Here is a 13,881-nt window from a genome sequence, read left to right on the forward strand (position 1 = left end):
ATAGTGGATGAATCGCTTAAAGCGCCTCACCCCACATGTCATGTGCATCCGAAGTCGTGATTTTCACGTCAACGAACTGGCCAACCACCAGCTTCTTGTGCGGTTCGAATGGTGGCTTGACGTACACCACGCCATCGATTTCCGGCGCGTCTGCGGCCGAGCGACCTACACCACCGGTGCGGTTGACTTCATCAATCAGCACGCGCATGGTCTTGCCGACCTTCGCTTTCAGGCGCGCTTTCGAGATTTCTTCCTGCAGCAGCATAACGCGGCCGCGGCGCTCTTCGCGCACTTCTTCCGGCACTGGATTGGCCAGTTCATTGGCGGTTGCGCCTTCTACCGGCGAGTAGGCGAAGCAACCCAGGCGGTCGATCTGCGCTTCTTTCAGGAAGTCCAGCAGGTACTCGAATTCCGCTTCGGTCTCGCCAGGGAAGCCGGCGATGAAGGTCGAGCGGATGGTCAGGTCCGGATTCATCTTGCGCCATGCGAGGATGCGGTCCAGGTTTTTCTCGCCGCTGGCCGGACGCTTCATGCGCTTCAGCACATCAGGATGCGCGTGCTGCATCGGGATGTCGAGGTAAGGCAGGATATGCTCGCCCATCAGCGGGATCACCTGGTCCACGTGCGGGTATGGGTAGACGTAGTGCATACGCACCCACGCGCCGTAGGACTTGGCCAGCTCGCCCAGTGCTTCCATCAGCTGCGTCATGTGGGTCTTGATTGGACGGCCGTTCCAGAAACCGGTGCGGAACTTGACGTCCACGCCGTAGGCCGAGGTGTCCTGCGAGATCACCAGCAGTTCCTTCACGCCCGACTTGAACAGGTTCCCCGCTTCCAGCAGCAGTTCGCCGATAGGACGCGACACCAGGTCGCCGCGCATCGATGGAATGATGCAGAACGAGCAGCGGTGATTGCAGCCTTCCGAGATTTTCAGGTAGGCGTAGTGCTTCGGCGTCAGCTTGATGCCTTGCGGCGGAATCAGGTCGATGAATGGCTCGTGCGGTTTAGGCAGGTGCAAGTGCACCGAGTCCATCACCTCGCCCAGCGCATGCGGCCCGGTGACGGCCAGCACTTTCGGGTGGATCTTGGTGATCAGGTCCGTACCGTCGGCGTCCTTCTTGGCGCCCAGGCAGCCGGTCACAATCACCTTGCCGTTTTCGGCCAGCGCTTCGCCGATGGCGTCCAGCGATTCCTGCACGGCGGCGTCAATGAAGCCGCAGGTATTGACGATCACCAGGTCGGCGCCGTCGTAGGATTTAGCGGTCTCGTAACCTTCAGCGCGCAGCTGGGTCAGGATCTGTTCAGAGTCGACCAGCGCTTTAGGGCAGCCGAGCGATACGAAGCCCACTTTAGGTGCTGGCGCGCCGGCGGCTGGCTTAGGAAGACGGGAGAGTGGTTGCGATTGCATGATGGTTGCTTAAAACGTCACAAAGATTACGAGCAATCGACGATTATACCATGTTAGGATATGGACTTAACGCCTCATTGTTATAGGAGATTGTGTGGCAACACTGAAAGACGTCGCAATGCTCGCCGGTGTAGGCATGTCGACAGCATCGCGCGCCATTTCAGGCGCCGGCCCGGTATCGGCCGAGGCGATGAAAAAAGTCCAAGCCGCCATCGAACAACTGAACTTCCGCCCTTCTTCCATCGGCCGCTCGCTATCGGCGCAGTCGCTGGGCATGATCGGAATTTTCGCCCCCTCCTTCTTCGGCGCCTACTACGGCACCATCCTTAAACAAACTGACATCGAACTACGCGCCATGCGCCGCCACGTGGTGGTGGCTACCGGTTGCGGCGACGGCACGCCGCGCGAGGAAGCGATTGAAGCGGTCAAGTTTTTGATCGGCCGCGATTGCGACGGCATCGTGGTGCTGGGCCACGACCTGCTCGACGAAGACATGCAGATGCTGCACAAGATGCACCCGAAGATGGCGTTCCTGAACCGCCGCAGCACAGAGCTGGAGTCGTCGTCGTTCTGCCCCGACCACCATCACGGCGGCGAGCTGGCGGCGCGCACCTTGCTGGATGCGGGACACCGGCAACTGGCGGTGATTTCCGGCCCGACTGGCACCTCGGACAATGAAGAGCGCTTGCGTGGCTTCTTCGACGAGCTGGCGCGGCACGGCATTGCGCGCGATGCAGTGCGTTTGATTCCGTCGGACTTCTCACGCGAAGGTGGCTTCGCCGCGACGCAGCAACTAATTAATGAAGGCCGCAGTTTCACTGGCCTGTTCTGCGCCAATGATGAAATGGCGATCGGCTCGATGTCCTGCTTCCACCGCGCTGGCATCAGTGTACCGAAGGACGTGTCCATCATCGGCTATGACGATGACTATTCGGCAGAATTCTCGTCGCCAGGCCTGACCTCCGTGCGCATCCCTATGCAGCAGCTGACGCAGAATGCGGTGCGCTGGCTGCTGAATATGTGCTACGGCACCCAGCACGAAATCACGCGCGAGTTCCCGGTGACGGTGACTCGCCGTGGTTCGCTGGCCGCGCCGGCCTAGCCTTCCGCCTTGCTCCAGCCACCGCCCAGTGCCTGGAACAAGGCCACAGTGTCGGCATAGCGCGCCGCTTCCGCCTGAATGCGCGCCAATACGGCCTGCTGGTAAGCCAATTCTGCTTGCAGTACTGCCGGCTGGCCGATTGCGCCGGCCTGCCGCTGCTTCTGAGCGATGGTGAGGCTGCGCCCAGCCGCCTGCTCAGCCGCCGTCAAGGCGCGCAGTGCGCGGCTATCGGCTTCAATCGCATACAGCGTATCGGCCACGTTCTGGAATGCCGACAGCACCACGCCGCGGTACTGCGCCGCTGCCTGGTCGTAGCTGGCTTCCGCCGCCAGCTGCTGGTGTTTCAGCGCGCCGCCATGGAACAATGGCTGCACCAGATCTGCACCGATACTCCAGAATCCCGTGCCAGCGCTAAACAGCGTGCCCGCGCTCAAAGCCGAACTGCCCAGCGTCGACGTCAGGTTGATGTTCGGCAGGCGCGCGGCGCGCGCCACGCCTACCTGCGCACTGGCTGCGTGCAGCTGCGCTTCGGAGGCGCGGATGTCGGGGCGCTGCTCCAGTAGTTGGGCCGGCACGCTGAGTGGCAATTGCTCCGGCAAGCGCAGCGTGGCATAGGTCATGTGCTGCGTGACGCCGTCGCTGGGAAGACGGCCAGCCAGTACGGCTAGCAAGTCGCGCTGCTGCGCCATTTGTTTTTCCAGCGGCGGCAAGGTAGCTTCCGTTTGCGCCAGCAAGGCTTCCTGTGCGGCGACATCAGCTGCACCCAGTTGGCCAGCGCGCTGCTGCTTGCGGACTGCATCCAGCTGCTTGCGGGCGTTGTCCACCAGCGTGCGCGTTGCGTCCAGTTGGGCGTGCAGCGAAGCTTCCGTAATCGCGGCGAGCACCAGGTTGGAGGTCAGCGTCAGGCGCGCAGCGTCGCGCTGGAAGCGCACCACGTCGGTTTGCGCGTCGGCGGCTTCCAATGTGCGGCGGGTGCCGCCGAAGACGTCCGGCGAGTACGCGATGTTCAGTTGCGCGGTATGCAGCGAGTACAAATTCGCGCCTGATGACGCGGATGTGGCCACCGGATCGGCGAACTTCTGGCGCGTCGGCTGCAAGTGCAAGTCGACGCTCGGCATCAGCGCGCCGCGCTGGGCGGCGGCAGTTTCGCGCGCGGCGCGCAGGCCCGCTTCCGCCGCTTGCAGATCGGGATTGGCGGCCAGCGCGGCGTCCACCAGCGCATTCAGTTCATCGGAGCCAAACAGCGTCCACCAGCGCGATGATACGTCCTGGCCGACGGTATAGCGCTGGTCGGCGACGTCGGCCAGCGGTTCGGCGGTGTAGCGGTCCAACGCTGCGCCCGATGCCGACACCGGGACGGTTGGACGGATATAATCAGGACCGGCCGCGCAGCCGGACAGCAGTGCAGCCAACGATGCGGCCAGCAGTCCAAGCGCTGGCGCCGCAGGTACAAATTTTTTGATCACAGGTGTTCTCCTTCCACCGCATCCAGCGTCACCTTGCCATCAGGCGGGGCGCGGCGTGCGACGCGGTCTTCAATCAGGTAATACAAAGCAGGCAGCAGTACCAGCGTCAGCACGGTAGCCGTCACCAGGCCGCCCACCACTACGGTGGCCAGTGGACGCTGTACGTCGCTGCCCAAACCATGCGCCATCGCCGCAGGCACCAGGCCAAGCGCCGCAACCGTCGCAGTGGTCAGCACAGGACGCACGCGTTCGCGCGCAGCGTTGATGACGGAGGTGCGCAGATCGTCCGGCAGCAGCTTGCGCCAGCGATTCAGGTTAGCCAGCATCACCACCGCGTTCAGCACCGAGACGCCAAACAGCGCAATGAAGCCCACCGCCGACGACACGTTCAATGTCATACCGCGCATTTGCAGCGCCACCAGCCCGCCCAGCAGCGACAACGGCACCGCCATCAAAATCAGGCCAGGCTGGCGCAGGTTGCCGAACTCCGAGAACAGCATGACAAACATCAGCACCAGCACGGCAGGCACGATCACCGCCAGGCGTGCCTGCGCGCGCTTTTGGTTCTCGAACTGGCCGCCCCAGGTGATCTGGTAGCGCGCGTGGTCGTACGGTACTTCATGCTCGATGCGCGACTGTGCTTCTTCCAGGAAGGACGACAGGTCGCGGCCGCGCAAGTTGGTGCGCACGGTCAGGTGACGGCGGTTCATCTCACGCGTGATGGTGGTCTCGCCTTCCGACAAGCGGATGTGCGCCACCTGCGCCAGCGCCACGTGCGCGCCGTTGGCTGCATTCAGCACCAGATCACCGATGGCCTGCGGGTTGTTACGCGTATTGCCGCTGAAGCGCGCCGCAACGTCGTAGCTGCGGTCATCCACGAACACCTGCGCTACCGGGCTGCCACCAATACCGGTCTGGATCAGCGTCATCACGTCGGACACGTTGATGCCGAGGCGCGCAGCAGCGGCGCGGTCCACATCAATCCGTACCTGTGGCAACGGCGGCTCCTGGTCGATGATCACGTCTTCCGCGCCCGGCACGGTACGCAGCAAACGCTCAACAGCGCTGGCCAGCTTGCGGGTCTGGTGGAAGTCCTCGCCATACACTTTCACTACCAGGTCGCTGTGCGCGCCGGCCAGTTTATCCAGCACGCCATCGATCATCGGCTGCGAGAAGCCGACATCGGTACGCGGCAGCTCGCGGAAGCGCGCGGCCAGCTTGTCGATCAGGTCTTGCTTGCTCATGCCCGACGGCCATTCGCTGTACGGATGCAAAGTCACCGCGCATTCGATGTGCGATGGCGTGAACGGGTCGGTGCCTTCGTCGTTACGGCCAAGCTGCGTGACCACGTGGGCCACTTGCGGTTCTTTCAGCGTTTCTGCCCGCAGCGCGTCGGCCATCTGGGTGGCCTTGGTCAGTGAAATCCCCGGCGGCAGCGTTACTTGCAGCCAGATCGAGCCTTCATCCAGCGTCGGCAGGAAGTCGCGGCCAATGGCGCCGCCCAGCACAATCACACCTGCCAGCGTGGCGCCGGCCAACACCAGCACCAGCCGCGATTTACCTACCAGCCGTTGCAACAACGCTTCGTAGCGCGGCATCAGCCATTCCAGCAGCGGATTGTGGAAAATCTTGCGCGGCTTGCGGAAGGCCCAGAAGGCCATGCCCGGAATCAGCATCATCGTCATCAACAGAGCGCCCAGCAGCGCGAAGCCCACGGCAAACGCCATCGGCGAAAACAGTTTGTACTCGATGCGCTGGAAAGCAAACAGCGGCAGGTAGGCGATCATGATGACCAGCATGCCGAAGAAGGTTGGACGCATCACTTGCAAGGTCGCCTTCATCGCATCCTTGCCGGACATCAGGCCGTCCGGCTGCTCCTCGCGTTTGCGCAGGATACTCTCCAGCACAAAGATAGCGCCGTCGACAATGATGCCGAAGTCGATCGCGCCCAGCGACAGCAAGTTGGCCGGAATTTTAAAATGCTGCATCAGGATAAAGGCGAACATCAGCGATACCGGAATCGCCGCCGCCGCGATCAGCGCCGCGCGTGGGCTGCCGAGGAACAGCACCAGCACCAGCGTCACCAGCACCACGCCTTCGACCAGCGTCTTGCCGACTGTATGCACGGTGGCGTCCACCAGCGTGCTGCGGTCCATGTATGGCACCACCTTGACACCTTTCGGCAGCAGATGGTCGTTCAGGTCCTGCACTGCTTCGTGCACGCCGGCGATCACGCGCGACGGATTCTCATTCTTCAGCAGCAGCACAATGCCGGACACGGTGTCGGACACATTGTCCTTGCCCAGCACACCGTGGCGTTCCTGATTGCCCAGCGTGACATTGCCCAGATCCTTCACCAGCACAGGCACGCCATCCTTCTGTGTGACGACGATATTGCCCAGGTCATCGAGGCTGTGGATCAAGCCCACGCCGCGCACTACCAGCCCTTGCTCGCCGCGCGTTAGCACACTACCGCCGGCATTGGCGTTGTTGGCGGCGATGGCTTGCGTAATCTGCGCCAGCGACAGGTTGTACTTGGACAGTTTGGCCGGATCAAACTCCAGCAGGAACTGCGTAGTCAGGCCGCCGAAATTACTGACATCGACCACGCCCGCTGCCTGTTTCAGGCGTGGGATCACTTTCCACTTCTGCAGTTCGGACAGATCGCGCAGGTCGTGCGTCTTCGATTCCAGCGTGTAGCGGTAAATCTCGCCGATTGGCGAGGTCAGTGGATCCAGCGTCGGCTGCGCGCCGTAAGGCAGGCTGACGCCGGAGATACGCTCCTGTAAACGCTGGCGCGACCAGTAATCTTCGGCGCCGTCCTGGAATACCACGGTAATCAGCGACAGGCCGAAGGTCGACTTCGAGCGCATCACGTGCATGCCGGGCGTGCCCATGATCTCGCGCTCCAGCGGGATGGTAATCTGCTGCTCGACTTCTTCAGCGGCCAGGCCATTGACCTGCGTGACTACCTGCGAAGTAGTGTCAGCGATATCTGGATAAGCCTCCAGCGGCAGCTGCGTCCAGCAGTAAGCGCCATACAGCGCCACCATCAGGAAAATCAGCGAAACAATGCCCCGGCGGTTAAAGCACAGGGTAACCAGGCGCTCAATCATTCAGCAGTACTCCATCCTTGACCACAATACGCTCGCCCGCCTTCAGGCCGGCCAACACTTCCACTTGCTCGCCGATCTGCGCACCCAGCTTCAATTCGCGCGCCTGGAATTGCCAAGGCTTGACCTCGACAAAGGCGCGACTGGCGAAGCCGCTCTGGATCACGGCGGACATTGGCACCACGATGCCGGAATGGGCACGCGCACGCAGCGTGGCTTCCGCAAACATGCCAGGCTTGAGGCGGCCATCACGGTTATCGAACGGCAGGCGCACCTTGACCGTGCGGGTGTCGGCGTCCAGCATCTCGCCCACATAGCCCACCTGCCCTTTCAGCGGTTCGGCATACGCATCAAGCTTGATGCTGGCCTGCTGGCCGACGTACAGCTGCGGCAAATCCTTTTCCTGCGCATTGGCGCTGACGAACACGCGCGACAAGTCGGCTACCGTCATCAACGGCGCAGTGGCGTCGTTCCAGTACGCGCCTTCGGCTGCGGCCAGTGCGACCACGCGGCCGGAGATCGGCGAACGCACCGCCAGCTTGCCCCCGGCGACCGCATTGCCTGCCGCACCGCCGGCCTGCGTGAGGCGGGCAGCGGCACGTGCGGCTTCGCTCGCGGCTTGTTCGTAGTCGCTTTGCGCCTGTTCCAGATCGCGGCCGGCGGCGATGTCCGCCTTATCCAGCTCGCGCTGGCGTTCCAGATTGCGGCGCGCCAGCGTCAATGCAGATTGCGCCTTGGTGGCATCCGCGTTGGCTTGCGCGAAATCGGGAGCGTCCATCACAAACAGCACCTCGCCGGCCTTTACCGCATCGCCCAGTTGTTTGTTAAGACGGATCACGCGACCGGCCAGCGGCGGCAGTACGCGCACCAGCCGCGCCGGATCGGCTTCCACTGTCGCCGGCAGCACGAACGGCGCCTGCACCGATTGATCGACCACGGCCTGCACCACCAGTGAGCGGCGCAGCGGCGATTTTTGCGGCAGTCGCAGCAAATCGCCTTCATGCACCAGTGCCGGTTCCGGTGCAGGAGTGGATGCTTCGTGCGCCTGCAGGCCGACCACGTTCCAGCCTATCAGCGCTGCGGCGCCAATCGCGAGCGCACAAGGTAGATAAAAATTCTTCAACGTTGTTGTTGTCATGGCGAGATCCTTTTTAATGCCTGCATATTAGTTATTTTTTGTGCACTGCATCCTGAATTCTTCTTCAGGAAAGGCCGCCGCCAGCACTGCTATACTCTGGGCCATGCACATCCTGTTGGTAGAAGACGATCACAAGGCAGCAAGGCTGCTGGCCCGTGGCCTGGAAGAAGAAGGCTACGCGGTGACGGTCGCCCATTCGGCCGAGGAAGCCAGCACCCATGCGCTATCGCGCTTCGACATGGTTATCCTGGACTGGATGATGCCGGGGAAGGACGGCGTCACCCTGTGCGCCGAATGGCGCGATACCGGCGAGACGCTGCCGGTCCTGATGCTGACCGCGCGCGACACCGTGGCCGACCGCATCACCGGTCTGAATACCGGAGCCGACGATTATCTGACCAAGCCTTTTGTATTCGACGAGCTGCTGGCACGCGTGCGCGCCCTATTGCGGCGAGTGGAACGCGCGCAGCCGGCGGCGCTGCAAGTGGGCGACTTGATGCTGGACCTGCGCAGCCGCGTGGTGGCACGGGCCGGCGCCAAACTCGATCTCACGCCCAAGGAATACGCCATCCTCGAACTGTTCATGAAAAACACCGGCACGGTGGTCAGCCGCCAGCAGTTGGCAGAACACGTCTGGCACGCCGACTTGATCGCCATCGACAACCTGATGGACGTCCATATCAAAAACCTGCGCCGCAAAGTCGACGCGCCGGGCCAGCCAGCCTTGATCGCCACCGTGCGTGGGCGCGGCTTCCGTCTCGCGCTACCGGAGCATCAAGGTGCTTAGCCTGCGCCGGCGGCTGGTGCTGGTGCACTTGCTGGCAGTGCTGGCCGCCATCGGCGCGACCGCCGCTGCTGGCTGGTGGGTGCTGTCGCAATCGGTCAATCGCCAGTTGGATGCAGCGCTGCTGGCCCTCGCCGAAACCGAACTGGGAATGCTGGCGGATGGCGGAGGCGACGGCGCCACGGTGCGCATCCACGAAGCACCGAGCGGCAGTGCGCCGCCTTCGCTGACGCGGCTGGACCGGCTGGTGCAGATCATTGACGGCAACGGAAAAATCCTCGCACGCAGCGCCAACCTCGGATCGGAAAAGCTACCGGTATCGGCATCGCTGCTGTCGCAACTGGCGGCTGGTGAAACCGTGTTCCAGACGCTGCCAGATACCAGCGAGGAGCCGCTGCGCATGGTGTCCCTGCCCTCGCTGGCGCACAGCCAGCGCTATGCGGTACAGGTGGCGGGCTCGCTGGATGACGCCAACCACATCGTGCAATCGGCGGCCATGCTGTTTGCTGCAATGGCGGTAGCGCTGCTGGCGGCGGTGGGCTGGGCCGGTGCGCGCCTGTCCAGCAAACTATTCGTCGCAATCGATAACATCGTCGACCAGGCCCACCATATCGGCGACAGCAATTTGCACCAGCGCCTGCCCCGCCCCGGCGGCGAGGACGAAATCGGCCATCTGGTTGATACGCTGAACGCCATGCTGGGCCGGATCGAGCAGGCGTTTGAAGTGCAGCGCCGCTTCACCGCCGACGCCTCGCATGAATTGCGCTCGCCGTTATCACGGCTGCGGGCGGAAATTGAAATCACGCTGCGCCGGCCGCGCGACAGCGAATCCTATGTCAGCGCGCTGCGCTCCTGTCTCGACGAAGTCGAGCGCCTGACTATGCTAGTGGAAGAGTTGCTGATGCTGGCCCGCATGGATGCCGGCCAGGAACGCGCACCATCCGAACTGGGGACGCTGGAAAAACTGGCGACCGATGCGCTGCAGCGCATGCGCGTTGTGGCGGATGAACGCAAGGTAGAACTGGTGCTGATCAACGAGCTACAGTCAACGCAGCAGGTAGACCTTGGCCCGCTTGGACTGGTGCTGCGCAACCTGCTGGACAACGCCATCAAGTTCTCGCCGCAGGGCAGCAGCATTACGCTGCGCCTACAGGAAGATAGCGGCGGCGCCCTGCTTACCATCGCCGACCAAGGCACAGGACTGAACGAAGCGGAGATGCCCTTCATCTTCGACCGATTCTTCCGCGGCTCACGCCCGCGCGCGGGGGAAGTCGATGGCTTCGGCCTTGGGCTGGCGCTGTCGCAGGCCATCATGCAAGCCCACGGCGGCCGCATCGAAGTAAGCAATCAAGCAAACGGCGGCGCACTTTTCAGCATGCGCCTGCCATCACAACCACCTCAATAACGCTGCACAATCAACGACACATTACTGCCACCGAAGGCAAAGGAATTGGACATCGCAGCTTGCATCGCCTGCCCGTGACGCGCTTGCAGCGGCACGTAATCAAGGTCGCACTCCGCATCGCTCTGGTCGAGGAAGGCCGTCGGCGGTACCGAGCCGCTAGCCAGCGCCTGCACCGTCATCACGAATTCCAAAGCACCGGCAGCACCCAGCGTGTGTCCGTGGACGGCCTTGGTCGAGCTAACCATCAGCTTATCCGCAGCCGCGCCGAAGGTCTGGCGTATCGACTGCGTTTCTGTCAGGTCGCCCGCCGCCGTGCCGGCGCCGTGTGCGTTGATATAGCCAATCTGCGAGACGTCCAACCCGGCGTGCCGCAACGCCATCATCATCGCCCGCCGCTGGCCATCCGCGTCAGGCTTGGTGATGTGGGTGGCGTCATTGCTGGCGCCATAGCCGACCAGCTCCGCTAGAATCGTAGCGCCACGCTGCTGCGCCGACTCCAGCGACTCCAGCACCACCGCCGCCGATGCCTCGCCCAGCACCAGGCCATTGCGGTTGGCAGAAAACGGACGGCAGGAACGCGCGACATTGCCGCTATCCGCGCCGGCCAGCACGCGCAGTGCATCCCACGCACTGACCACGCCATAACTGAGCAAAGCCTCCGAGCCGCCAGCCAGCACACGGTCGGCATAGCCATGATGGATGTGGCGATAAGCCTCGCCGATCGCCTGCGCGGACGACACGCAGGCATTGCTGTAATTGCTGACCGTACCTTTGAACTGGCTGCGCAAGGCAATCTGCGAAGCCGCAGCATTGTTCATGCCCGCTACCACCGACATCGGGCGCACACGCGACTTCCCTTCGACGAACAGATCGACATAGCCCGCTTCCACTGTCGTTGCACCACCCATGCCGGAGCCCCAAAACACGCCGCTGCGCTCATCGCCGGCCTGTATGCCGGCCTGCTCCAACGCTTCAGTGGCGGCGGACCAGCCAAGCAAAGCGTGGCGGTCAAACAGCGCATGTTCGGCAGCCCTGATCAAATCCGGCAAAGGAAAACGGATCTGCGCCGCCGGAATGCGAGCGCGCTGGTGCTGGCCGGGTAGCTCCAGCAAGTGAATGCCGCTCTGGCCCTGCAAGGCTTGGTCAAAATTGCGGCTGGCACCAACGCCCAGCGCGGAGATCGCACCGAGGCCGGTAATCACCACGCGCTGCGTGCTCATGGTGCTGCCACTTGCGAGGCGATGCGGCGGTCGATCTGATCGGCGATGTCTTGCACGCACTTGAGATCCGGGCGCTCGTCGCCAACCTGGATGTTGAAATGCTCTTCAAGATCGAAAATCACTTCGATCACGGTCAGGGAATCCGCCCCCAGGCTTTCCAGTTCGGTTTCTCCGGTAATCGACTCCGGTGCGACTTCCAGGCTTTTTGCCAGCAGATTGATAACAACAGGTAAAGAAGTAGTCATGATGATTAAGCGATTTTCAGATGTTGGTGGAATGCCGGGGCGTGACGGTCAAAGAATGCGATCGACTCATCGGCCACGCGCTCCTTCTCGTTGTCCAGCGTGATGATGTGATAGCTGTTGTCCAAAATGATTTTGCGGCAGAAGTCAGAGCTGATCTGTGACTGAACGAAATCCGCACTGCGCGGGCTAGCCACGTCGTCCTCTTGCGCATGAATGATCAAGGATGGCGTACGCACTTGCGGCAAGCCGCGCCGCACTTCCTTGATCAGGCGGTGCGCCTGGAAGATGCCTTCAGCGGACAAGCGCGACGCACCGGCCGCCGACGAGCCACTCACCTTCATTTCGCGCGCGATCCAGCGCTGCAGGTTTTCGTTCTTCAGACCATACGGATGGCGCTCGTGATACGCATACAGATAGCGCGCCGGCGTGTAGTAGGCCAGCGGCAGCAGGAAGCGGTACCACGGCAGGCTCCAGCCGTCATAGGCCAGCGTGGTCGAAAGCAGCGACAAACCGGCCACCTCATCGCCACGTTCAATCGCCAGCCGCAAGGCCAGCACCGCACCGATACACAGGCCTGCCAGCGAAACCGTTTTATGCGTAGCCTTCAAGGCGTCGAAGTGACGCGCAACTTCTTCATACCAGTCCTGGTAGCGCGTGGTGCGGTACGACTGCCCTGCCCCGGTGGCGTAGCCGTAGCCGGGTATCAGCGGGATAACCACCGTGTAGCCGGCTTTCTGCAACCGTTTTCCCAAATACTGCATCTCCAGCGGATTCCCGAGCAAGCCATGCAGCGCCAGTACGGCATGTTCACCGCCCGGCAAAGTCATTGTTTTCATCTATTCCCCGATTGTCGTTCTAGTTGAAGCGGTAACTCACTGCCAGCAGGCCGCTGTCCAGCGTGGAGCGCCGTACTTGCGGGCTGTCGCCTATTGCTCTGCCCAGCCATGTTCGGCGCAAATTAAGATTAACATAACATTTGCTGGTGAGTTGTATCTCGGCGAAGATCGCTGCGAAGGTATTATTTGACGCACCCGCGCGGTCCGACGCGTAATATCGTACATACGCTGCCGAACGATGCTCAACGCCGACCTGCGGATACAGCGTGACTGGGCCTAGCGGCAGCTCGGCCGCATACATCGTATCGAGCAGCATGCCTTTGGACTTGCCAACATCGCGATACACATTGACCATGAAGGCACCGACTGATGTCACCTGCAAAGTGCCGACGCCCAGCGGCAGCGAGTCCGCGCGGCGCGCTGCATCCCATCCTGCACTACGCGGCGTGTAGCCGTCTGACAGCACGCGCGTCAACAGTTCAACGCTGCCAGCACCGAGCGGTGCGACCTTCACGCCAAAGGTGTCGATACGGGCAAACACCGGACCGTAATCAAAGTTCAGATACGGCACCGCCGCCGTACCATTCGATTGCGCGCGGGCCGCTACCGGCGCGGCATTGACGCCGACGCCGACATCGCCGACCAGCTTCCATGTCTCGTCTTGCTGTGCATATGCCGGGGGCGCCAGTAATAAGCACAGGCGGAAGAAATGTGCGATGCGGCGCATACGGGCTTGGCTGACTGGCATACAGTTCAATCGCCGACGGCAGCCGTCACCGGCAGCACACGGCTGATATGGGCAAGCTGGCCTGCAGCGCAATCGGCCGGCCACAATTCCACTTGCTCGCCATCGACCAGCGGCACGCCCGCCGGCAATTCAGCCACCGCGTCGTGCGAATGTTTACCCTGGCGATAGCGCACTTTAACAAAGCGATGCGCGACGTAGTCGTCGGCCCGCAGGTTGGCCAGGCATGGTGGCAAGGTGGCGCCGATGGCGTCCGGTGTATAGCGCGCCACGATCCAGCCGCGCCGCGCGCCGTGATCCCAGTCGACCGCACTGATAGGCTGCTTGCTCGCGCAGCCCGCCGAAATAGCCGCTATTGCCGCCGTTGCCGCCAGCACGGCCATGGAAAGAGCGCCCTGTAATGTCGTACGCATAATGCC

Annotated in this window: 12 protein-coding genes; 3 read left to right on the forward strand and 9 right to left on the reverse strand. The window is 62.4% G+C overall.

The window, feature by feature from the left end; genetic code table 11:
* Positions 1–16: 16 nt before the first annotated feature.
* Entirely contained in the window at positions 17–1,408 is a 1,392-nt protein-coding gene (rimO, locus tag GTP46_RS25930; RefSeq protein WP_161009524.1) for a 30S ribosomal protein S12 methylthiotransferase RimO, read from the reverse strand.
* A 94-nt stretch (positions 1,409–1,502) separates the two neighbouring features.
* Between rimO and GTP46_RS25935 the strand changes: the two genes are divergently transcribed.
* Positions 1,503–2,510 (forward strand): LacI family DNA-binding transcriptional regulator, encoded by a 1,008-nt coding sequence (locus tag GTP46_RS25935; protein ID WP_371869766.1) that lies wholly within the window; start codon positions 1,503–1,505, stop codon positions 2,508–2,510.
* On the opposite strand, the gene GTP46_RS25940 is transcribed toward GTP46_RS25935, so the two are convergent.
* Genes GTP46_RS25940 through GTP46_RS25950 form a run of 3 tightly spaced genes read right to left on the reverse strand, consistent with a single transcriptional unit; the run spans position 2,507 to position 8,227 of the window.
* A complete protein-coding gene (locus GTP46_RS25940; protein WP_443093209.1) occupies positions 2,507–3,973 on the reverse strand; it encodes an efflux transporter outer membrane subunit in 1,467 nt (488 codons plus the stop codon). The two genes, GTP46_RS25935 and GTP46_RS25940, sit on opposite strands and share 4 nt — an antisense overlap.
* Positions 3,973–7,092 (reverse strand): efflux RND transporter permease subunit, encoded by a 3,120-nt coding sequence (locus GTP46_RS25945; RefSeq protein WP_161009525.1) that lies wholly within the window; start codon positions 7,090–7,092, stop codon positions 3,973–3,975. Before GTP46_RS25945 ends, GTP46_RS25940 begins: the two co-directional genes overlap by 1 nt.
* On the reverse strand, positions 7,085–8,227 hold the full coding sequence (locus GTP46_RS25950; protein WP_161009526.1) for an efflux RND transporter periplasmic adaptor subunit: 1,143 nt from the start codon (positions 8,225–8,227) through the stop codon (positions 7,085–7,087). Before GTP46_RS25950 ends, GTP46_RS25945 begins: the two co-directional genes overlap by 8 nt.
* A 103-nt stretch (positions 8,228–8,330) precedes the next feature.
* Between GTP46_RS25950 and GTP46_RS25955 the strand changes: the two genes are divergently transcribed.
* Both GTP46_RS25955 and GTP46_RS25960 read left to right on the forward strand, forming a co-directional pair.
* The gene (locus GTP46_RS25955) at positions 8,331–9,014 is read left to right on the forward strand and encodes a response regulator transcription factor (RefSeq protein ID WP_161009527.1); all 684 of its coding nucleotides are present in this window, start codon (positions 8,331–8,333) and stop codon (positions 9,012–9,014) included.
* The gene (locus GTP46_RS25960; protein ID WP_161009528.1) at positions 9,007–10,416 is read left to right on the forward strand and encodes a sensor histidine kinase; all 1,410 of its coding nucleotides are present in this window, start codon (positions 9,007–9,009) and stop codon (positions 10,414–10,416) included. The genes GTP46_RS25955 and GTP46_RS25960 overlap by 8 nt, the downstream gene beginning before the upstream one ends.
* Here the strand turns inward: GTP46_RS25960 and GTP46_RS25965 are convergent.
* Genes GTP46_RS25965 through GTP46_RS25985 form a run of 5 tightly spaced genes read right to left on the reverse strand, consistent with a single transcriptional unit; the run spans position 10,410 to position 13,875 of the window.
* Positions 10,410–11,636 carry a beta-ketoacyl-[acyl-carrier-protein] synthase family protein gene (locus GTP46_RS25965; RefSeq protein WP_161009529.1) on the reverse strand — a complete coding sequence of 409 codons (1,227 nt, stop codon included), beginning with the start codon at positions 11,634–11,636 and terminating at the stop codon, positions 10,410–10,412. The genes GTP46_RS25960 and GTP46_RS25965 overlap by 7 nt on opposite strands.
* Positions 11,633–11,881 (reverse strand): acyl carrier protein, encoded by a 249-nt coding sequence (locus tag GTP46_RS25970; RefSeq protein WP_161009530.1) that lies wholly within the window; start codon positions 11,879–11,881, stop codon positions 11,633–11,635. The genes GTP46_RS25965 and GTP46_RS25970 overlap by 4 nt, the downstream gene beginning before the upstream one ends.
* A gap of 5 nt (positions 11,882–11,886) precedes the next feature.
* Positions 11,887–12,717 carry an alpha/beta hydrolase gene (locus tag GTP46_RS25975; RefSeq protein ID WP_161009531.1) on the reverse strand — a complete coding sequence of 277 codons (831 nt, stop codon included), beginning with the start codon at positions 12,715–12,717 and terminating at the stop codon, positions 11,887–11,889.
* 19 nt (positions 12,718–12,736) lie between these two features.
* The gene (locus GTP46_RS25980; protein WP_229259099.1) at positions 12,737–13,465 is read right to left on the reverse strand and encodes a MipA/OmpV family protein; all 729 of its coding nucleotides are present in this window, start codon (positions 13,463–13,465) and stop codon (positions 12,737–12,739) included.
* Between the two features lie 5 nt (positions 13,466–13,470).
* Positions 13,471–13,875 carry a hypothetical protein gene (locus GTP46_RS25985; protein WP_161009532.1) on the reverse strand — a complete coding sequence of 135 codons (405 nt, stop codon included), beginning with the start codon at positions 13,873–13,875 and terminating at the stop codon, positions 13,471–13,473.
* Positions 13,876–13,881 lie beyond the last annotated feature (6 nt).

This window comes from Duganella flavida (assembly GCF_009857445.1).
Taxonomy (GTDB): domain Bacteria; phylum Pseudomonadota; class Gammaproteobacteria; order Burkholderiales; family Burkholderiaceae_D; genus Rugamonas; species Rugamonas flavida.

What these genes read in the sequence shown, in the direction of transcription:
- rimO (WP_161009524.1), bottom strand. Translation starts at nt 1,408, where the DNA reads ATGCAATCGCAACCACTCTCCCGTCTTCCTAAGCCAGCCGCCGGCGCG.
- GTP46_RS25945 (WP_161009525.1), bottom strand. Translation starts at nt 7,092, where the DNA reads ATGATTGAGCGCCTGGTTACCCTGTGCTTTAACCGCCGGGGCATTGTT.
- GTP46_RS25950 (WP_161009526.1), bottom strand. Translation starts at nt 8,227, where the DNA reads ATGACAACAACAACGTTGAAGAATTTTTATCTACCTTGTGCGCTCGCG.
- GTP46_RS25955 (WP_161009527.1), top strand. Translation starts at nt 8,331, where the DNA reads ATGCACATCCTGTTGGTAGAAGACGATCACAAGGCAGCAAGGCTGCTG.
- GTP46_RS25965 (WP_161009529.1), bottom strand. Translation starts at nt 11,636, where the DNA reads ATGAGCACGCAGCGCGTGGTGATTACCGGCCTCGGTGCGATCTCCGCG.
- GTP46_RS25970 (WP_161009530.1), bottom strand. Translation starts at nt 11,881, where the DNA reads ATGACTACTTCTTTACCTGTTGTTATCAATCTGCTGGCAAAAAGCCTG.
- GTP46_RS25975 (WP_161009531.1), bottom strand. Translation starts at nt 12,717, where the DNA reads ATGAAAACAATGACTTTGCCGGGCGGTGAACATGCCGTACTGGCGCTG.
- GTP46_RS25980 (WP_229259099.1), bottom strand. Translation starts at nt 13,465, where the DNA reads ATGCCAGTCAGCCAAGCCCGTATGCGCCGCATCGCACATTTCTTCCGC.
- GTP46_RS25985 (WP_161009532.1), bottom strand. Translation starts at nt 13,875, where the DNA reads ATGCGTACGACATTACAGGGCGCTCTTTCCATGGCCGTGCTGGCGGCA.